This window comes from Mesorhizobium sp. M3A.F.Ca.ET.080.04.2.1 (genome assembly GCF_003952525.1).
In the GTDB taxonomy this organism is placed as follows: domain Bacteria; phylum Pseudomonadota; class Alphaproteobacteria; order Rhizobiales; family Rhizobiaceae; genus Mesorhizobium.
Window position 1 is genome coordinate 173623 of record NZ_CP034451.1, and the last position, 19686, is coordinate 193308.

General features: G+C 60.1%; 16 protein-coding genes. 8 read left to right on the plus strand and 8 right to left on the minus strand.

The window, feature by feature from the left end; genetic code table 11:
* Positions 1 to 17 precede the first annotated feature (17 nt).
* The 3 genes from EJ074_RS00820 to EJ074_RS00830 are packed head-to-tail and all read right to left on the minus strand — an operon-like array spanning position 18 to position 4135.
* Positions 18 to 1799: an ABC transporter permease subunit gene (locus EJ074_RS00820; RefSeq protein ID WP_245454773.1), complete on the minus strand. Its 1782-nt coding sequence runs from the start codon at positions 1797 to 1799 to the stop codon at positions 18 to 20.
* Between the two features lie 2 nt (positions 1800 to 1801).
* The gene (locus EJ074_RS00825; protein ID WP_245454774.1) at positions 1802 to 3019 is read right to left on the minus strand and encodes an extracellular solute-binding protein; all 1218 of its coding nucleotides are present in this window, start codon (positions 3017 to 3019) and stop codon (positions 1802 to 1804) included.
* A 48-nt stretch (positions 3020 to 3067) separates the two neighbouring features.
* A complete protein-coding gene (locus tag EJ074_RS00830) occupies positions 3068 to 4135 on the minus strand; it encodes a LacI family DNA-binding transcriptional regulator (RefSeq protein ID WP_245454775.1) in 1068 nt (355 codons plus the stop codon).
* A gap of 602 nt (positions 4136 to 4737) precedes the next feature.
* Here EJ074_RS00830 and EJ074_RS00835 point away from each other — a divergent pair.
* The 8 genes from EJ074_RS00835 (at position 4738) to EJ074_RS00870 (ending at position 14264) form a co-directional block, all read left to right on the plus strand.
* Positions 4738 to 5892 (plus strand): ABC transporter substrate-binding protein, encoded by a 1155-nt coding sequence (locus EJ074_RS00835; protein ID WP_207210058.1) that lies wholly within the window; start codon positions 4738 to 4740, stop codon positions 5890 to 5892.
* A gap of 84 nt (positions 5893 to 5976) precedes the next feature.
* Complete coding sequence (locus tag EJ074_RS00840; RefSeq protein WP_129552593.1) at positions 5977 to 8058, plus strand: hydantoinase/oxoprolinase family protein; 2082 nt, start codon at positions 5977 to 5979, stop codon at positions 8056 to 8058.
* A 14-nt stretch (positions 8059 to 8072) separates the two neighbouring features.
* The gene (locus tag EJ074_RS00845) at positions 8073 to 9857 is read left to right on the plus strand and encodes a hydantoinase B/oxoprolinase family protein (RefSeq protein ID WP_129552594.1); all 1785 of its coding nucleotides are present in this window, start codon (positions 8073 to 8075) and stop codon (positions 9855 to 9857) included.
* Positions 9858 to 10643, plus strand: a complete 786-nt coding sequence (locus tag EJ074_RS00850; protein ID WP_245454776.1) for an ABC transporter ATP-binding protein — start codon at positions 9858 to 9860, stop codon at positions 10641 to 10643.
* A complete protein-coding gene (locus EJ074_RS00855; protein ID WP_245454777.1) occupies positions 10640 to 11398 on the plus strand; it encodes an ABC transporter ATP-binding protein in 759 nt (252 codons plus the stop codon). The genes EJ074_RS00850 and EJ074_RS00855 overlap by 4 nt, the downstream gene beginning before the upstream one ends.
* A 20-nt stretch (positions 11399 to 11418) precedes the next feature.
* Entirely contained in the window at positions 11419 to 12309 is an 891-nt protein-coding gene (locus EJ074_RS00860; RefSeq protein ID WP_348627015.1) for a branched-chain amino acid ABC transporter permease, read from the plus strand.
* A 362-nt stretch (positions 12310 to 12671) separates the two neighbouring features.
* Entirely contained in the window at positions 12672 to 13373 is a 702-nt protein-coding gene (locus tag EJ074_RS00865; protein WP_281033667.1) for a branched-chain amino acid ABC transporter permease, read from the plus strand.
* 246 nt (positions 13374 to 13619) lie between these two features.
* Positions 13620 to 14264, plus strand: coding sequence for a TetR/AcrR family transcriptional regulator (locus tag EJ074_RS00870; protein WP_165349808.1), 645 nt, complete (start codon positions 13620 to 13622; stop codon positions 14262 to 14264).
* Positions 14265 to 14301: 37 nt separating this feature from the next.
* On the opposite strand, the gene EJ074_RS00875 is transcribed toward EJ074_RS00870, so the two are convergent.
* From EJ074_RS00875 to EJ074_RS00895, 5 genes are read right to left on the minus strand one after another with little or no spacing between them, the layout of a single operon-like run.
* Positions 14302 to 15450 (minus strand): saccharopine dehydrogenase NADP-binding domain-containing protein, encoded by a 1149-nt coding sequence (locus EJ074_RS00875; protein ID WP_129552598.1) that lies wholly within the window; start codon positions 15448 to 15450, stop codon positions 14302 to 14304.
* An 11-nt stretch (positions 15451 to 15461) separates the two neighbouring features.
* Entirely contained in the window at positions 15462 to 16982 is a 1521-nt protein-coding gene (locus EJ074_RS00880) for a class I adenylate-forming enzyme family protein (protein WP_165349809.1), read from the minus strand.
* 33 nt (positions 16983 to 17015) lie between these two features.
* Entirely contained in the window at positions 17016 to 17786 is a 771-nt protein-coding gene (locus EJ074_RS00885) for an SDR family NAD(P)-dependent oxidoreductase (RefSeq protein ID WP_165349810.1), read from the minus strand.
* A 13-nt stretch (positions 17787 to 17799) separates the two neighbouring features.
* Entirely contained in the window at positions 17800 to 18573 is a 774-nt protein-coding gene (locus EJ074_RS00890) for an SDR family oxidoreductase (RefSeq protein ID WP_129552601.1), read from the minus strand.
* A gap of 54 nt (positions 18574 to 18627) precedes the next feature.
* The gene (locus tag EJ074_RS00895) at positions 18628 to 19641 is read right to left on the minus strand and encodes a 3-keto-5-aminohexanoate cleavage protein (RefSeq protein ID WP_095806388.1); all 1014 of its coding nucleotides are present in this window, start codon (positions 19639 to 19641) and stop codon (positions 18628 to 18630) included.
* Positions 19642 to 19686: the final 45 nt, after the last annotated feature.

Here is a 19686-nt window from a genome sequence, read left to right on the forward strand (position 1 = left end):
GCTCAGGCAGCCGCATCTCAAGCGGCGTGCTCGAGAGAGAACGGGCCGGCGGCACTGCTTTTGTCTCTGCGCTGCCCGATGTTGGATACGAATGCACCAAGCACGAGCAGGATGAAGGAGACCGTGAGCAGCATGACGGCAACGGCGACGACGGCCGGTGTCACGCTGAATCGCAGTTGCCCGAAGATGTAGAGAGGCAGCGTGCTGTCGGAGCCGGTCACGAGAGCCGTCAGGATGAATTCGTCGATCGATAGCGCGAAGGTGATCAGGGCGGCCGCCACGATACCTGGCAGGGCTTGCGGGACGGACACCAACAGGAACGCTCTCGAGGGCGTCGCGCCCAGATCCATGGCGGCGAGTTCAAAGTTGGGGTCCAGGCCTTCCAGCCGGATCAGCACGAGAAGCGTGACGATGGGTAGACTAAGCACGGTGTGGCCAGCGACGATGGTCCACAGACCGCGTTCGACCCCCAACGCGTTGAGCCCGATGATAATGGCAAGGCCCAGCAACATCGGCGGCAGGAAGATCGGCAGGGATACGATTGCCATGCTGACCTGGCGCCAGCGACCCGGGCTGCGCGCAAGCTGGACAGCGGCCACCGTTCCAAGGACGAGGCTGATTCCGACGGCGGTCACCGCAACGATCAGGCTGTTCTTCATGCTCTCGATCATCAAAGGGTCCTGGAAGACGGCGACAAACCACTGCGTGGTGAACCCGAGGAAAGGAAAGCCGATGCTTGGGTTTGCATTGAAAGCAAATATGAACAGCAGCGCGATCGGCGCGTAGAGGAACCCAAGGAACAGGTACGAATAGGCTCGCAGCAACGGCGCGCGCGTCGGCGTGAAAGCCCGCGAGAACGTCCCGACCTGGGCAGCCCCCCCGGTGGCCCAGCGCAGTACCAGAAGCAGGCCGAAAACAACGATCATCAGGATAAGGGCGAGCGCCGATCCAAGACCCCATTGTACTGATGAGCCAAACTGCAGCTGGATGATATTGGAGTAAAGATAGCCGTCGGTGCCACCAATCAACTGCGGCGTCACGTAGTCGCCGAGGATGATGATGGCGCCGAACACGAAGCCGCCCAAGATACCAGTCCGGGCGATTGGCAGCGTCACGTGCAGGAGCCCTTGCCAAGGCCTGGCGCCGAGATCAGCCGCCGCTTCCAGAACGGTGGGGTTGGAGCGTTCGAGCGCGATGAAGGTGGTCAGGAACGCCAGGGGAAAAAGCAGATAGACGAACGTGATGACGATCCCAGCCTTGTTCAACCCAAAGACCCACAGTGGCTGGTCAATCAGACCGATCTGCACGAGCCCCTGGTTGATCAGACCGGTGTCGCCAAGCAGGTTCATCCAGGCGAAGACACGGATCAGATAGCTGGTGAAGAACTGCAAGACAGCGAACAACACCCACAGTAGTCGCTGGTTCGGGGGGACCTTGGTTGCGACGAAATAGGCAAAGGGAAACGTGACGCAGACCGTCACCGCCGACGCCAGCCCGGCAAACAACAGGCTAAGCAGCAGTACGCGCCAATAGACTGCGGCTGCGAAGAACCGGGCGTAGTTGCTTAGCGTCCATTGCGGAACGATTTGCTGATCGACTGTCGGCCAAAGGGAATAGACCGCGAGCACCGCCATCGGCAAAAAGACGCCGATGACGATTACTGCGACCGCTGGAAGGCTCAGCAGCGGGCTTTCCAGTCCGCGCCGCATCCACTTGCGCCGGCGAGGCGGCGTCGCGGCTACCTTGGCTGACTTCATTGTGACAAGATCGACCGGGATGTCGTGGGGCACCGCGAACACACTCAGCCTCCGACAACCTCGACATAGGCCTGCGTCCATTCGGACGGATTGGCCGGCGGCCCCTGGAATAGCAATTTCTGGACGGCGTCGGGTTTATCCGCGCCGCGGTCAAGAAGTTGCTGCGCCCCGTCGCCACCCTGGGCCAGGGTCCGCTCCGTGGCGGTCTTGCTACACTGCGGGAATCCGTAGGTCGCGTAGAGGTATGTCTGGATTTCCGGACTGTTCCAGACCTCGATGAATTTGAGTGCGCCCTTTCGGTTCTTGGCGCCCTTGACCACCATGGGGCCGTCAATCCAGCCAAGGCTGCCTTCTTCGGGAATGACGGCCTTCACGACTTCCTTACCTGCGGCACGGTTGAGACGGGCTGCCAATGCAAGGCTGGATGTCTCGCCGATGAAGGCCTTGCCGGTGCGCAGGGCATCCATCAGAACCTCATCGCTAGGTGCAATCTGGAACGGCTTTAGCTTTGCCAGATGCTGGGCGGCCGCCTGAAGTTTGTCGCCTGTCATCGAGTAGATCTCGTTTCGCGGCACACCTAGGCTCAATCCGCTGATCGCCAAGAAATCTTCCGGTCCATCGCGCATGATCACCTTGCCTTGCGGAAGCTTGGCGTCCCAAAGGGCGTTCCAGGAAAACGGCTCGGATGGTTTGAATTGCTCTATGTTCCAGATGAGGCCTTCGGTGTCCCACATGTTGGGGAACAACATCAGCTTGTTCGGTTCGACCACGTACGGAAACGACGTATCCTCGCGGAAGACGGGCCACAGCTGATCCCAGCCCGGGATTTCCTTGATGTCGAGGGCCTCGATGAGCCCAGCTTTGTAGTAGGTCGGTGAGAAGCCGCAATTGGCGAAGACAATATCGTAGGATCCCGCTCCACCAGCCTTGACCTTGGTGAACATGTCCTGATCGGTCGCGGCCGGGACGCCGCGCACGTTCACCCCGGCCTTCTTCATGATGGCGACGATTTCCGGCGTGATGTAGCTCGTCCAGCCAAGCACGACCACGTCCTCTTCGGCGGCGCGGACTGGACCGGCGCCCAGAGCACCCAAGCCCAGCGCGACACTGGCTGTGCCGGCCAGAAAGCCACGGCGAGACAATTGCGGCTGAGCAGCATTGATCGATCCATTGCAGGACTGCGGTTTCATGGCTTCCCCTTGTCGTTGTTGTTTATTGTTCGATTTTGCGCTTCCACGGCCGGCTCGTGGAACGTTCCACAACTATCCCGCTCCCTTGGGTAAGGTGTCAAGAGAATTTTTGCAAAAATATTATCTAACGTTTGGTAGGTACGGCGCTGTGGTGCGGCGCACCACAAGGCGAGGCGGCAGGGCAATGCTGGTCGATAGCTTTCCATCGGCTTCGGCAGAGGGCCCGTCGATGGCGGTGTCGACCACCAGCCTTGCCAGGTCCTTCATCGGCTGCGCGATCGTCGTCAGCGCTATGCGACTGTGGCTGGCGATGGTTATGTCGTCGAAGCCGACAAGCGACAGGCTTTCAGGAATGCGTAGCCCAAGCGCGTCGGCAGCGGAGATGAGTTCGAGCGCGACGCGGTCGAGCGCGGCGACCAGGGCAGTCGGACGATTCTTTCTTTTTAGAAACTGCCTGAGTATTTCCTGATAGTTGGGACGCGGCTCTTTGTTGCGATTGCCGACCTCGCGCAAAAGATGCGCCTCCTCTATGCCAAGCCCCGCAACCTGCATGCCGTGCTTATAACCTTGGAACCGCGCCGCTTCCACGTTCGGGTCGTTTCCCAACATGGCGCTGACGAACCCGATCTTTTCGTGGCCGAGCGCTGCCAGATGTTCAACCGCAAGGCTGGTGCCGGCGCTGTCATCGACAGCAATGGACAGCTCCTTGGCCATGCGGATGCCGACGAACACCTTGCGGATTTCGGGGCCGACGAGTTCAAGAGCTTTTTTGCCTGGAGCTGACAAGAACATCATGGCAGCTACCCGATGCTCAATAAGGCTTCTTACCCGGCTGCTCTGGTGCTCCAATTGGCTGCCAGTGACCACGAGCAAAATGCTGTGCATTCGCTGCGCGGCATAAGCTTCGATATACGTGGCGAGTTCGGCGTGAAAAGGGTTGGTCAGGTCGTCTACCACCACGCCAAGCACCTTGGATCGCTGGCGCATGTATCTGGCACCGGCGTTTGGCCTGTAGCCGAGCTCGTCGATCGCCTTCAGGACGCGCTTGCGAATGTCTGCATCAACCGTCTTCTTGCCCTGCAGGACGTTTGATACCGAGGACTTTGAGACTCCGGCGTAGGAAGCGACATCGATAATCGTCGGTGCTCTTCGCATTTTTTTCGAACCAGCCTTCTTCAGTCCGTCCAAGAATTCTTGCGATCCAGAAACCGTACGCGCCGGGTCGCAAAGTCACGGTATCGGCAATCTTGAAGATGTCGGCAAGCGGCGATCTCACGCCTCAAACGGGTTGCGCCCAAACCGCCCCGAGTCGCCAAGCGGTCTGCAACTCGCTTTGGTCACACTGATAAAATTGCCTGATCTGGCGACATCACCGATCAGTATTTGACACTGGTGGTCCGCGGCATGACGTTGAGAACCCAAGGCGACAGTTTGGCAACAGAGCCGTGATGCCTGCTGGGGGGTACAGGTGCGGGGGTGTGGCTGCGCCGTCAGGCGCGAAGTTACAGCGAGGATAGCGGCCGGCGGGACGTTTTCCCGCGCAAAGCACGTCTGTTTTCGGATCCATTGCTTCACCGTCAGCATCGTCGGCGAAAAATAGACCTTTGAGCTGATCGCCCCCCGCGGCGCTGTGCCACCTCAAGTTCGGTGCTTGACAAGAATCCAACATTTGCTCTTATATTAATGAGCGTTAATTAGGGGAACCAACAAATATGAAAACGCATATCCGCAAAAAACGAGTTGCCTCGGTCGGTCGTGCCCTCCTTCATCGGGCAGCACTAGCGACAGTGATGCTGTCGGCAACGTCCGCGATGTCCTGGGCGGCCGATCCGGTTACGATCGGCTTCGCCACCGCGCAGTCGGGCTGGATGGTTGCCTATGACGGCGATGGCAGGAACATGGCACAGCTATGGATCGAGGATCGCAACAAGGCGGGTGGCCTGCTCGGCCAACCTATCAAAACGATCATGGCCGACACCAAATCGGATCGCGTCGAAGGCGCGCGGGCGGGCCAATCCGTGGTCGACCAAGGCGCCAACATCGTCATCGTGTCATGTGACTACGACCAGGGCTCGCCCGCGGCGGGCGCTGCACAGAGAGCCAATCTGATCTCGGTCTTCCTGTGCGCGGAGGATCCGAAGGCCGGTGTGCAGGGTGTCGGGTCGAATTCATTCACCACTTCGGCGGCCGCGCATGTGCAAGGTGCGGTCGCGCTGCATTGGGCGGCTGAGAACCTTGGCGTCAAACATCCCTATGTCCTGCTCGATACAGTAGCCGAGTACGACAAGTCGCTGTGTGCCGGCTTCCGCTGGGCCGCATCACAGACGGACGGTGTCAAGATTGTAGGCGAGGACACCTTCAAGAACGACGACCCTTCAATTCAATCCCAGATCACCCGCATCACCGCTTCGGCCGACCAGCCTGATGCCATCATGCTGTGCAGCTTTACGCCCGGCGGGGCGAGCGCGATCCGACAGATCCGAGCGGCCGGCATCAAAGCGCCCATCGTGTCCGGCAGCGCGATGGATGGAACTTATTGGACGGATGCCGTTCCCGGTCTGAGTGACTTCTACGTTCCGGTCGCAGCTTCGGTGCACGGCGATGACCCCCGCCCGGAGGTTCAGGCCCTCAACGAGCGGTACAAGGCTCGCTACGGCACGCTGCCAGCAACGACCTACGCCTACCCGATCTACGCTTTCCTGGACCTTTGGGCGCGCGCGGTCGAAAAGGCGGGGACCGCTGACTCGGCCAAGGTCACCGACATCCTAAACACGATGCATGACGAACAGACCTTCATCGGACCGCGCAGCTTCACGCCGGACCTGCACATCCAGCAGAACGCCAAGATGCAGATCCTTCAGTACAAGGACGGCAAAGTCAAAGTCATAAGCAACTACGCGCTACCCCAGCCGGTGCCGGTCGACGTGCTCTTCGGCCAGAACTGACCTCCCTTTCTGGTCGGCGGGCCCCGGCAGGGCGGACGCCGGGGCCCGAACGATATTTCACCGATGCGCGCGAGCAAGAGACAGATGGCGTACGTTATTTCGCTAGATACCGGCGGAACATTCACCGATGTGGTGGTCGTCGGCCCGGACGGTGTGCCGGTGATCGGCAAGGCGTTGACAACCCACGACCGGATCTTTTCGGGCATGCGGGAGGCGATTGCCGCTGCCGCGTCGGAGAAGTCTCTCTCATTGGAGCAGTTGCTCGCCGAGACGGCGCTGCTCGTCTATGGGACAACGCGCGCAACCAACGCCATTGTGACGAAACGCGTCGCAAAAACTGCCTTCGTCACAACCGCCGGGTTCCCCGATATTCTCGTTTTGAAAGAAGCCGGGAAATTCGATCCGCACGACTTCCGCGCGCCTTATCCCGACCCCTACATTCCACGCCGCCACACCTTTGAGGTGAACGAGCGTATGAGCTCGGAAGCAACGGTTGCCATCCCCTTCGACGAAAGCCAGGCTCGGGCGGTGATCGGCGAGATCGTGGCGCAGAAGTTCGAGGCCGTCGCCGTCTGCTTCCTATGGTCGGTCGCCAATGGTGAGCATGAGCGCCGTTTCGGGCAGCTTCTGGATGAGCTTGCCCCCGGTCTGCCCTACACCTTGTCCCATGAGCTGATCCCGATCGTGCGCGAATATCGTCGCGCCTCGGCGACCGCCATAGATGCCTCGCTCAAGCCGTTGATGCAAAGCCACTTGCGGGGACTCGAATCCGATCTGCGCAATGCCGGCTACAAAGGCGAAATACTCGTCTCGACGACGTCGGGCGGATGCACGAACATCGATGCTATGGTTGCCAAGCCCATCTACACGATCGGTTCCGGCCCGGCGATGGCGCCGATCTCGGCGCGGGCTTATGCGGTCCAGGAAAGCTTTGGTGACAATGTCATTGTCTGCGACACCGGGGGCACGACCTTTGACGTCGGCCTGGTGCGCGACGGCCGGCTGACATTTACCCGCGAGACGTGGCTTGGCCCGCAATACACCGGCGATCTGATGGGCATCTCGGCCGTTGATATGCGATCGGTCGGCGCCGGCGGTGGCTCGATCGCGTGGATTGACGAAGGCGGACTGATGCATGTGGGGCCACAGTCGGCGGGATCGGAGCCCGGCCCCGCCTGCTATGGCCGTGGTGGCCTGCAGCCAACTGTTTCGGATGCCGCCGCCGTGCTTGGCTATTTCGATCCGCACTACTTTCTTGGCGGGCGCATGGAGCTTGACGTCGCCGCGGCACGTCGCGCCATTGAGACCATCTCCTCGCGCATTGGTTTGACCGTCGAGGAATGTTCCTTCCGCATTCTGACGCTTGCCAGCGAGCTCATGATCCGCGCCATCGGTGACATCACGATCAACGAAGGCCTCGACCCGCGTGAAAGCGCGATCGTCGCTGGTGGTGGCGCTGCCGGCATGAACATCATGCTGATTGCAAAGGAGCTTGGCTGCAAGAGGGTCATCCTCCCCAAGACCGCCTCGGCGCTCTCCGCCGCCGGCATGCAGTACGCCAACATCGTCGCCGAAGAGACAGCAAGCCACGTCACATCGACCGAAGGCTTCGACCTCGCCGGTGTTGGCCGGGTACTCGATTCCTTGACCGCCAAGTTGCGCAGGTTCGCAGAAGGCTTGGCGCATGACAGGGCCGATCACGCGATCGAATATATCGCGGAAGCCCGCTACGCGGGACAGGTCTGGGAGCTCGATACGCCGATCCCGTCGGGCCATCTCAAGGACCTCGCGTCCGTTGCCGAGCTGCAGGAAGAATTCCATCGCACGCATGAACGCGTCTTCGCTGTCCGCGATGAAGGCAGCGCTGTCGAGTTCATCAATTGGAAAGCACGGCTCAGCATTCCGTTGGCCGATCCTCCATCTCCGATCGCGGATGTCGACATCGTCGATGCGGCGCCAGCCGGCAAGGATACTGTTGCGAGGCGGGATTGCTATTTCGGTGATGCGACCGCCGTCGCCACTCCGATCTACAAGGCGAGCAGTATTGCGCCCGGCATGCGTGTCGCCGGTCCGGCCATCATCGAAGAGCCGACCACGACACTGGTGGTCTATCCAGGCATGTCGGTGACGCTCAGCGCCGCTGGCAACTACCTGCTTGAGATTTGAGGGGGGCGGCTCTGATGGCAATCGCAGACAAGTCTTCCTTCGATCCGTTCCTCACGGCAATCATCGCAAATCGGATGGACGCCATCATCCGAGAGATGACCAACACCATGCTGCGTGCCGCTCGTTCGGCTGTCATCAACAGCGCGCGCGATTTCAGCTGCTCGATCGTGACCGCAGACAACCAGTTGCTGGCCTCGGCCGAGGGGCTGCCAATCCACATTTTCGGCAGCGACCTTCTGACGTCGGCAATGCAGCAATTCCATCCTGGTGATATTCGCGAAGGGGACTGCTATCTGCACAATGATCCCTATAGCGGAAACAGCCACGCTGCGGATCACGCCTTTCTTGTTCCGGTGTTCGTGGAAGGCGAACACTTGTTCACGGCGGTCGCCAAGGCCCACCAGGCGGATATCGGCAATGCCCTGCCGACGACCTACATGGCTGGTGCGCCGGACCAGTATGCCGAGGGCGCGTTGATTTTTCCCGCGGTCCGGATCCAGCGTGATTACAAAACCAACGATGATATCGTGCGTATGTGCCGGGCCCGTATCAGGGTTCCCAACCAGTGGCATGGCGACTTCATTGCCGGTATCGGCTCTGCCCGTATCGCCGAACGTCGGCTGAAGGAACTGTGCGCCAAATATGGCAAGGAGACGATCCGCGCCTTCATCGCAAACTGGCTCGATTATTCAGAAGACCTGATGGTGAAGGCGCTGCGGTCGATGCCTGCGACACGTCTTTCCAATTCCGGCAGGCTCGACCCGCTGCCGGGTCTCTTGCCACAGGGAGTGCCACTCAACGTCTCGCTCGAAATTGATCCGGCCAAGGCGACGGTGAATATCGATCTGCGTGACAATATCGATTCCGTTCCGGTGGGCCTCAACCTGAGCCTGGCCAGCGCCTCGGCGGCCGCGGTGGCCGGGGTGTTCAACTCACTCAGCTTTTCGGTGCCTCGCAACGCTGGATCATTTCGCCGCATCAAGTTGCAATTTCGCGACGGCTCAGTGATCGGAAAGCCAAAATTCCCACACAGTTGCTCGGTTTCGACGACCAATCTTGCCGACAGGCTCATCAACACGGTGCAAGCCGCCTTTGCCGAGGTTAGTCCTGATTGGGGGTTGGCCGAAGGTGGGCTGGGAGTGGGCTTGGGCTACGCCGTGGTCTCCGGGCAGGACCACCGCTTCGGTGGCGAGCCCTATGTCAACCAGTTGGTCTTGGGTTCTGCAGGAGGTCCCGGCAGCCCCGTCGCCGACGGCTGGCCCACCTACGGCATTCCCGTCGTGGCAGGACTGATGTATCGCGATTCCATCGAGATAGACGAGCTCAAGCACCCGCTTCAGGTAGTCTGTGTGCGACTGCGCATGGGAACGGCCGGCGCCGGCCAGTTCCGTGGCGGAGCGGCGCTGGAGATGGCCGTAACGCCGAAGGAACTCCCCATTCAGTTCATCTGGGCCTGCGACGGTGGCGAGACACCGCCGAAAGGAGTTCGCGGCGGTCAAGACGGTACCCGTGCGGGGCATTTGATCATTCGTGCGGACGGCACTGAGGAACTCCTTCCCAGCCTGGTCATCATCAGCCTTCAAAAGGGCGAAACACTGAAGGGCTGGCATACATCGGGCGGGGGCTATGGCAAGCCCTATGACCGCGACCCGGCACGCGTGCTCAAGGACGTGCTTGAACGATACGAGACCCTTGAACGCGCAAAGACCATCTATGGAGTGGTCTTGAGCGGATCGACGGCGGATGAAACTCTCAACGTGGATGTCGAGGCGACAGCAGCGCTCAGGAGGGCTTCTTGAGTGCACGAAGCGCGGTTTCGAAACAGCCTTTTCCGCCCGGAGAACGATGTGAGCTTCTCTAACGGGATCACACTTACAAGCGAAGCAGTTTCGGTAAGCTTCGAGGGTCTTCGAGCCCTTTCCGACGTAACGCTGTCCATCGCCAAGGGAGAGATCATAGGCCTTATCGGCCCCAATGGCGCCGGCAAGACGACACTGGTCAACTGCCTCACCGGCTTCCAAAAGCCCTCGGCAGGCCGGGTTACGCTCGGCGGTCGCGATACCACCAAGTGGAAGACAGCAACGTTTCGCCAGGCAGGTGTCGCGCGCACCTTCCAAGGCGGACGGCTTTTCCGCGAAATGACGGTGCAGCAGAACGTCGAGGTGACTGCCGTTGCCCTGGGCCTGTCGCGCCGCGCGGCCGCCCACGAGGCTGCGTTGCTTTTAGACTGGATGGGTATCGGGCACATGCGCGGACAACTCGCAAGCACACTGCCTTACACCGACGAACGCAGGGTCGCCATTGCTCGAGGGCTCATTCGTTCGCCTGATTTCCTGCTGCTGGACGAACCGGCTGCGGGCATGTCGGATCATGAGTGTGAAGAACTCATGTCGCTGGTACGTTCGATTCCCAAGGATCATGGGTGCGGCGTTCTGTTGATCGAGCACAATGTCGCCGTGGTGCTCGGCCTTTGCGCTCGTATCCACGTCCTCGATGGAGGTCGCACGCTTGCGGAAGGCACGCCCGCTGACGTTCGAGCCAACAAATCCGTGATCAGCGCCTATCTCGGCGCGGAGGCGGAATGATGAGTTCCGACCACATCCTGCGTGTCACGGATCTGCGCATTGCATACGGCCGTGTTCAGGTCCTGCACGGCGTGTCCTTGGATGTACCTTCCGGCGCGCTCCTGGCAATCGTCGGGCCAAACGGTGCCGGCAAATCCTCGACGCTTTCGGCGATCGCAGGCGGTGTTTCAGGCACCGGCGACGTGCGTTTCGATGGTCAGCCGATCCTGGGTCTCAAACCCGAAGCGATCGCACGCTCAGGGCTTAGCTTCGTGCCCGAAGGTCGCCACGTTTTTGGCAGCCTGAGCGTGGAGGAAAACCTCAGAATCGGGACTTTCATGCGTGGCGACCGCCAGCGAGCGGAACGCGATCTGCAGCTTGTGCTGAACTATTTTCCGAAGCTCAAAGAGCGCATTCGTCAGGCTGGGGGAAAGCTCTCCGGTGGCGAGCAACAGATGCTGGTGATCGGGCGTGCGCTCATGACCCGACCCAAACTCATACTCATAGACGAACCGAGCCTTGGCCTGGCTCCTCGCATTGTCGAGGAGGTTTACGCCATCCTGCATCGATTGCGATCGCAAGAAGGCGTCAGCATCCTGGTGAACGAGCAGAGCTCGCGCCGCGTGATGAACTTTGTCGATGAAATCATCGTGCTGCGCGACGGTCGGGTGCAACTGAAGGGCCGTCCCTCCGATTTGGCGAAGAGCCATGCCTTGCACGACGCCTATTTCGGCACGGGAACGTTTGATCGCGACTCCGGGGAGGCGGTACACTGACATACTTTGTCCAGACGTTCATCGATGCGCTAAGCCTCGGAAGCCTCTATGCGCTTGCCGCCTTGGGGATTGGGCTGCTGTTCGGCATCATGCGACTGATCAACTTTGCGCATGGCGAGTTCGTGACGATGTCGGCCTATGCGCTCATTGTTCCTTCGGCTGACGTCACCGCCAAGCTGTTGATCGGTGGCTGGAGCTGGCCTCTGTTGATCTTCGCGATCCTGGCGTTTGGCATGGCAATCGCGCTCCTTTCGAACTTGTTGGTGTTTCGGCGCTTGCGCAGTGCCGCACCGCAGAACCTGATGGTCGTGTCCTTCGCGCTTGGCTACATCATCCAGAATCTGCTGATGATGGTCTATGGCGCGCGCCCGAAGGCCATTGGCCTGTGGTCGTCCCTGACACAAGCCACCGAGCTCGGCGGGATCAGGATTCCGCTCCTTCAACCGGTGACGATCGGCGTAACGTTGCTGCTTTTGCTTGCGATCCTGCTGTTCATGCGCAAAACGTCTTTCGGCATCCAGATGCGTGCGGCGGCTGAGGATTTTCGGATGGCCCGCTATTTGGGGGTACGCGCCGACTTCGTCATTGCCTTGTCCTTTGCATTGAGCGGCCTTCTCGCGGGCGTTGTCGCCTTGCTCTACGTCGTGCAGACCGGTCTGCTTGCGCCGACCATGGGCGTCAACATCGTGACGTTCGCCTTTATCGCGACCGTCATAGGCGGAATGGGCAGCTTGCCCGGGGCGGTGCTCGGCGGCCTCCTCGTCGGGATCGCCACTTCCTTGCTGCAGGCTTATTTGCCCGACAGCATCCGGGCGTTCCGCGACGCATTTGTTTTCCTGTTCGTCATCCTGCTGCTGCTGGTTCGCCCTTCGGGGATCATCCGACTGAAGCAGTTCGAAGAAAGGGTCTGAGATGCAAGCTCGAGGCCAGGTCTTAACGTCAATCGCGTCCGAAGGAGCACGCCCAGTCTGGACTCAGGCGCAGACGCCGATAGTGCTTGTAATACTGCTCGGACTGATCGCGTTGGTCAGCAGCCACTTTGGCGGTTCGGCACAGACAGTAACCGAGATGATGATCCGCGTGGTCCTTGTTGTCGGTCTCTATGTCTTCGTCGGCAACTCGGGAATCTTGTCGTTCGGCCACATCAGCTTCATGTCGATCGGCGCCTACGCCTTCGTGTGGCTGAGCTGCTGCACGTTGCCAATGCTAAAGCCGATGAACCTGCGGGGTCTGCCGATCTTCCTGCAACACATAGCGTTGCCCTCCTATCGGTCTGCTTGGAGCAGCCGCCCTGGCTGGCATCGTGGCAATCGTGGTTGGGGCCATTTTGATGCGGTTGTCGGGAACCGCCGCGTCCATCGCTACCTTCGCGTTCCTGGCTGGGCAATATGCGTTCTACATGAATTGGAGTGGCGTAACAGGCGGGACAGCGCTTCTGGCGAACTTGCCCGTATTTGTCGGTCCGTCAGTCGGCACCGGTCTGGCGGCGTTGGCCATATTGATTGCCTGGCTTCATCAGGAGTCCCGATACGGATTCATGCTTCGGGCGGCACGCGACGATCAAACCGCGGCCAAGGGGTCTGGCGTCAACGTCTGGTTTGTTCGAACAGTCGCATTCAGCCTCAGCGGCCTGATTGTCGGCATTGGCGGCGCGATGCATGCCGGCTTCCTCGGCATCGTGACGGTCGATGCCTTTTACTTGCCACTTACCTTCCTGACCTTGGCGATGCTGATCGTTGGTGGTTCAGGAAGCCTATCGGGTGCGGTCATCGGCGTTATGGCCCTCACTGCGGTGACCGAAATATTGAGGCGTCTCGAAGCCGGAATCCCGGTCGGCGGAACCATATTGAGTCTTCCTGCCGGCTTGCAGGAAGTAGGTCTCGGCTTGGTGATGATCCTGGTCATGATGTTTCGCCCCGCCGGAATCATGGGTGGTCGCGAACTTATATTTGGCTCGATCTGGCCGCGGCGTTGAGCGCCTTGCTGCTGCCTTTGGGTAGCGAACGCTCCGCCCGCTGTGGCATCTGGCCTGGATTTTCCGGGCATGTCGGCTCCCTCGCGAGTTTGCCCGGGCAGTCAGCTTGACCGACATGTTTTGCTGCCCGAAATCCTTGGCATACAAACAATTTTTGGCAAAAAAGAGCGGTTTGCCGTATATAGTGACGAGCATTGACGACATAGATTGAGTATGACGCAGAGCGAAGGTGAAAGAGGAAGGCCAATGGCCGACACTGAAGCGACCATTGAGCTGAAATCCAACCAGCCCACGCGCGGGGTCCCGCGCTCGACTACTCGCGACAGGCTGATTGAAGCCGCGGTCGAACTCTTCGGTGCCAACGGCTTCAACGAGACTTCCATGCGCGACCTTGCCACAGAAGTGGGCATCAAGGCGCCGGCGCTGTACAATCATTTCCGCTCGAAAGAAGAGATCTTCATCGAGGCCATCACGGTCACGCTTGGAGACTTCCACTCTGAGGTCACCAAACGCGACGATCCCAATTTGTCAGGCCTCGAGCGTCTTGAGAACATCGTATCGCGACATGTGATCTACCAGATTGATCACGCCCGCACCGCGAAAGCCAATGATCGGCTGATTGAATCGTCTGCGATGGACCGCCTCAATCACGAGCAGCGCGAGGCGATCAGGTCAATGCTGCGCAAATACCTCGACACAATGACAGACATCTGCACCCAAGTCGTCCGCGATGCCGGTCGCGAGCCTAAGGATGTCCGCTTGGTCGCGCTTGCGATTGGATCGATGTGCGACAAGGTGCTTTCATGGTACCGTCCCAATGGCCGATACCCGAAACAAAAGATTGCCGCGCATTTTTCCAAACTGGCTCGCAGCATGCTCGAAGCCGAATAGCTTTAACCGGATGGTCGGGACCAAGCTTCGAAGGCTCTCAAGCGAGCAGGTCCCTGATCCGCATTTTGTCGCCAGCCTGGCCATTTTCAAGGGATGACAGGGTCAGGCCGCCGCCGCCGACGCTCACATCTCGCAGGATCGAGAAAAAGTCCTTGGGCGAAACAATTTCGGGCGGGAATACGCCTTTTCGTTCGATCAGGCCTTGCATCAGCAAGATCGCGCCAACGGCTGCAGGGATGCCTGTCGAATCGTCCATGCCCCCATCACTTCCGGAGGCAAAACGCAAACCGTTGCCATTTGTGTGGACATCGATGACCAGGCCGCTGCCAATGCGCGGGGCGCCGGCCCGCTGATCACGATAATGCAGGAACAGATCGACCGCAGCGTCAGTCAGCTTTCCTTTGGTCCTGCGTTCGTCGGCGATATGCGCCAAGCACCAGCCAGTGATCAAAGCCTCTTCGGGATTCAGTCCTCCGAAATTGGAAGCCCGCTTCACGGCCAAGTACTTTGGCACCGTTATAGGTTCGGGGTGTGCAAGTCGCACAAGCCGCTGACGGCCGACGGGATCGGGAAAATCAATGTCGCGAAATTCAAGCTGTTCCCAGCCCGCGACATCGTGCGTGCTGCCGTCGGGATCCACGAGATTGAAGCAATGCCAGAAATGCCTTACCGCGGCATTCGTCATGTCGGCCAGATCAACTGTCCAATAGATGTCTACGTCATCCATCGGCCCCAGTTTGTCGACCGCGGCCCTGATGAGGATGTTGGTCGTACCGGGGGAAGATCCCATACCGATCAGCGCGGAAATGCCGGCCGCCTCAGCTGCTGCATTTCGGGTGAGCATGGGGATCGTGACGTCGGCGTCATCTGAGATGTCTAGGTAGTTCGTCTTGGTGGCGATCGCCTGGTCAAGGATCGCGGTGCCTGTCCTGTAGTAGGGACCAGCCATGTTAACAACGAGCTCGGTCTGCGAGAGCAATTCGTCGAGCTTGCCGATGTCGGCGAGAGCATCCATCTGCTGGGTGACGAATCCCATGGACTGAGCGGCATTCTTAGTTTCGGCGCGCCAAGCGCGGTCTACCGCCAGCCAGCCCTGCGTTGCCCCACCGCGCGCGAGGGCTCGCAGCATGGCTTGCGCCTGTGAGCCGCCCGCGCCTATGACAACGGCCTTCCACTTCCTTGCCATCTGGTGGCCTCCTATTTTGGTTCCTTTAGGGATTCCAGGTAGCCGGCGCGGATTGCTCGGCGATCGAGCTTGCCGGATGCCGTACGCGGCAGATCGGGGCTGACGATGATGTCTTCCGGCACGGCGTAGCCTGGCAGCCGATGGCGCAGGAACTCACGAACCTCCGCAACGTCGACCGCCATCTTTGGGCGCGGTTCAGCGGCCGCCAGCACACTGTTTTGAAGCACCGGATGCGGCACCGCAAAAACCACCGCCTGGGCGATAGAGGGGATTTCAGCCATGGCAGCTTCGATGAACGAGGGAAGGATCTTTTCGCCACCGCGATTGATGACGTCATCGCGGCGTCCGACATGATAAATCAGACCCTTTTCCCGGCGCTCGGCCAGATCGCCAGTTCGCAACCAGCGCCCGTTGAGTTTCTCGGCAGTGACGTCCGGTCGCCGCCAATATTCCCGCATGCGCGTGTCTCCGGCGACCCAGATCTCGCCGACGGTGTCATCGGGAACATCTTCGCCGTCCTCTCCAACAAGGCGCAGCTCCACACCTTCCGCCGGATACCCGATTGAATCGCCGTATGTCAGGATCAATTGAGCCGGCAATACCGTGCAGCAGGAGGTGAATTCGGTAAGTCCATAGCCGTGCCAGAGCCGTAAGCCCGGCCAACGCTTGTGCATCTCCAGCGACCAGGGGGCAGGCATTGGAGAACCGCCAAAAAGCACGTCCTTGGCTGGACCGTAGACAGCGTCGGCTCCCTCCGCCGTCATCATCATCCGAAGTACGCTCGGCACCGCGGTTACAAATGTCGTTGGCCTGCGACGGCAGGCTGCAATCGCTTCTTGTGTGCGATACCGCAGCAAAAGATCCGCGCGCCCTCCGCAAAGCAGCATCGTGCCGAGTTGGTCGACGAAACCGGTGTTGTGGAAAAGCGGGGCCACAATGAGCGTGGAGGACTGCTCGCTTGCCCCGATGAGGTTGACATAGACCTGGGAGGCTTTGCGCAATGCATCATGGCTGATCACGGCGCCTTTCGGCGCTCCGGTGGTTCCTGACGTGAAGCTGATGACAGCATTATCCGCCGGGCGTGGCAGGTCGGGAAGAGCGGAAGCTTTGTCAACGGAAGAAAACGGGGCAGCGAAAGTGCCATTGATCGAGAATACCCGTAGCCCGACACAATCGCCGAACATGTGGATATGCGCATCGTCAGCCAGTGCAATCCGCGCATCCAGCAGCGTGACGAGGTCGCTCACCTGCGCGGGGGCCAACCGGTTGTTCATCGGAACCGAAATTGCGCCGACGCGAAGGATCGCGAGATAGGCGACGACCCATTGCCATGTGTTGTCGCCGACGACAATCACGCGCTCCTGGCGCGCTACCCCAAGGGTCACCAGGCGCGCGGCCGCAGCGTCCACTTCCGTCTGAAGGCGAGCGTAGTCAAGTTCCTCGTCAGCGTCTGTGAGCGCCGTGGTTTTGGGCCCGAGCACGGCGCGCCCCTCCAAGGCATGGACGATAGTTGGATAAATCTGCTGGCTCACAATTTCATTCCAAATCAACTACAGGTTACGTCATCAGTCCTGACCGATCAGGTGACCGGCGCTACTGCCGCCGTCGACCAGATACACGCAGCCGTTGGTGTAGGCGGCCTCGCGAGAGGATAGGTGGGCTATGACCGCCGCGATCTCCTGCGGTTCGGCAAAGCGGCCCATTGGAACAGCATTTTCGAAGGCATCGCGGGTGCCAGGAGGAGCCTTCGAAAAGATGCGCGTCGCCATCGGCGTGTTCACGAAACCGGGACACACCACATTAGAGCGAATACCTTCGCGCCCATGATCCAAGGCCATGGCTTTGACGAGCCCGATCACGCCATGCTTGGAGGCGCAGTACGCGCCATAGGCGACAGACCCCATAATGCCCGCGTCCGAGCTGACGGCAACGAATGACCCGCCGGCGCGACGCTGCAGGAGGGGCAGGCTCTGCCGCGCCAGCAGGAACGTTCCCTTGAGATTGACGCCGATGACGTGATCCCAGGCGGCTTCGGACATGCGCTGGATGAGGCCGCCGCGTGCGACCCCTGCCGCCGCAACCACGGTGTCGAGCCCCTCGCTCGCTTCTGCGAAGGAGTCTATTGCGCTCGCCAGGCTTTCTAGACTGCTCACATCGGCTGCAAGCGGGGTTGCGCTTCCGCCCGCACCTTCGACCAATCCGACAGTTTCCTCAGCGCTTTCGCGCGACAGATCAAGGACACCAACATGCGCGCCGCGAGCGGCGAGGACGAGCGAGACGGCTCGCCCTATACCCGAGCCAGCACCACTGACCAACGCAATCTCGGGCTTCGTCATCGGTCGGACCGCATCATTCCTTGGGCAGGGTTTCAGCGATATAGAGGTTGGCAAGCGTGCCGCAATCGACCGGGACATCGATACCGGTTATCCCGCTCGCCTCATCGCTGCCAAGAAATGCAACAGTGCGCGCAATTTCGTCGACCTCGACCAACCGGCCAAGCGGAACACGCGAGAAGCTCTCGGTCATGTGCCGGAGGGCGGCCTCGCTGACATGATCCTTGATCATGGCGGTCAGTGTCCAGCCGGGGCTTACGGAATTGACGCGGATGCCATAGGGCGCAAGCTCGACCGCCGCGGTTTTGGTCAAGTTGACGACGCCGGCTTTTGCCGCGCCGTAAGCGGACTGCCGCCCATCAGTTCCGGCAGCGTCGATGGAAGCTACGTTGACGATAGCACCGCCGCCTGAGACCCGCATGCGCCGCGCGCCCCTTTGCAGGCTGAGGAAAACGCCGGTCAAATTGATGTCGAGGACCGAACGCCAACGCGCCAGATCCATCTTCAAGAGCGTCTTGTAGTCAGACACGCCGGCATTGTTGACCAGCAATGACAGCGGTCTGGCCGGATCGTCGAAGCGCGACATGAGGCGCTCGACGTCATCCTCGTTGGTGACGTCTGCGACGACTGCCTCGATCGGCCCCAGTGAATTGAGGTTCGAAACGGCGGCCGCGAGGTCCGTCTCGTTGCGGCCTGCTATGGTGACAGCATAGCCTCGCGCCAAAAGGCAAGCCGCAATGCCAAAACCGATCCCCTTCGACCCACCGGTCACGACGGCATTCAATGGCATGGCGCCCGTTTCTCCTGGCTTGCAAGCTCGTCCATCGGATCCGCTTCGCCTAAACTATGAGGCCAGCGTCATCAGCTTGCGATATTCATCAGCCCCCATGAGATCGCGCCCCAGAGCCGAGGCAATGCCGCTGATTTGACGGAACACTTCCACGTTGCTCTGGATCTTGTCGTCCCGGTGCGGCCATTTCCATACAGTGTCTTCCATGCCGACACGAACGTGCACGCCCATAAGGATCGCAAGCGTGGCAAGATAGCTGCTCGAGCGTCCGCCGGTGCAGGCGACGATAACCGATGCAGGATCGATATGCCGAATGAGCCGGACCAGTCGCATGAAGCCGTCGATCATGGTCTCAGGGCTGTAGGTGGGGCTGCAACCGGGTAGGCCGGGCAGGACAAGCCAGTTCAGTGGACCCTCAATCAGTCCGCTGTCGATCAGATAGCGGCGGGCGTTGTCGATGTCAGCGTCGGAATAGACCGCGATTTGGGGCGTCAGGCCCTGGGCAAGCGCGCGGCGCGTCTTCTCGATCATGGCCGCCGGCGACTTCACAAAGCGATTGTCGCCGAGAACGATCGACGTGGCGTTTACCGGTACACCCTCCATCACACCCAGCGACATCATTTCGCTCATCATCTTTTCTTCTTCATCGTTGACCGCAACGAGGCAGGCATCGAGCGCTATGTGGTTGTTCTGACGCCGAAGATGAGTCAGCGTCTCCTTGAAGAGGCCCGTGTCCAGCACGTTGTAGCCTCGCTCATCGCGGGCATGGATATGGATGATCTGCGCGCCGGCGTCGATGCACTCCTGTGCCGAGCGGATGATCTCCTCCGACGAGATCGGTTGGTTGGGATTTTCGTCCTTGCGGAAGAAAGCACCGTTGATAGCAACCGATAGGATCAGCTTCTCGGGTTCGGCCCAGCGCGGCATCGGCTCGGCATCCGAAAAGGCCGTCTTGTTGACGGCCATGATCGCCGGCGCACCGTAGACTTGCCAGTTTGCCTGCACACCCTCGCGGGCCACCCATTGGTTCACCCGCTCCCAGTTCACTGTGTTCGGCTTCCGGGCCATCGCAAAGAGCCTCCATCCTTGGAATGTGAACGATCGTTAATGCAA

Excerpts from the sequence above, each read along its gene's own strand:
- EJ074_RS00835 (WP_207210058.1), top strand. The coding sequence starts at position 4,738 with ATGCTGTCGGCAACGTCCGCGATGTCCTGGGCGGCCGATCCGGTTACG.
- EJ074_RS00840 (WP_129552593.1), top strand. The coding sequence starts at position 5,977 with ATGGCGTACGTTATTTCGCTAGATACCGGCGGAACATTCACCGATGTG.
- EJ074_RS00845 (WP_129552594.1), top strand. The coding sequence starts at position 8,073 with ATGGCAATCGCAGACAAGTCTTCCTTCGATCCGTTCCTCACGGCAATC.
- EJ074_RS00855 (WP_245454777.1), top strand. The coding sequence starts at position 10,640 with ATGATGAGTTCCGACCACATCCTGCGTGTCACGGATCTGCGCATTGCA.
- EJ074_RS00870 (WP_165349808.1), top strand. The coding sequence starts at position 13,620 with ATGGCCGACACTGAAGCGACCATTGAGCTGAAATCCAACCAGCCCACG.
- EJ074_RS00875 (WP_129552598.1), bottom strand. The coding sequence starts at position 15,450 with ATGGCAAGGAAGTGGAAGGCCGTTGTCATAGGCGCGGGCGGCTCACAG.
- EJ074_RS00885 (WP_165349810.1), bottom strand. The coding sequence starts at position 17,786 with ATGACGAAGCCCGAGATTGCGTTGGTCAGTGGTGCTGGCTCGGGTATA.
- EJ074_RS00890 (WP_129552601.1), bottom strand. The coding sequence starts at position 18,573 with ATGCCATTGAATGCCGTCGTGACCGGTGGGTCGAAGGGGATCGGTTTT.
- EJ074_RS00895 (WP_095806388.1), bottom strand. The coding sequence starts at position 19,641 with ATGGCCCGGAAGCCGAACACAGTGAACTGGGAGCGGGTGAACCAATGG.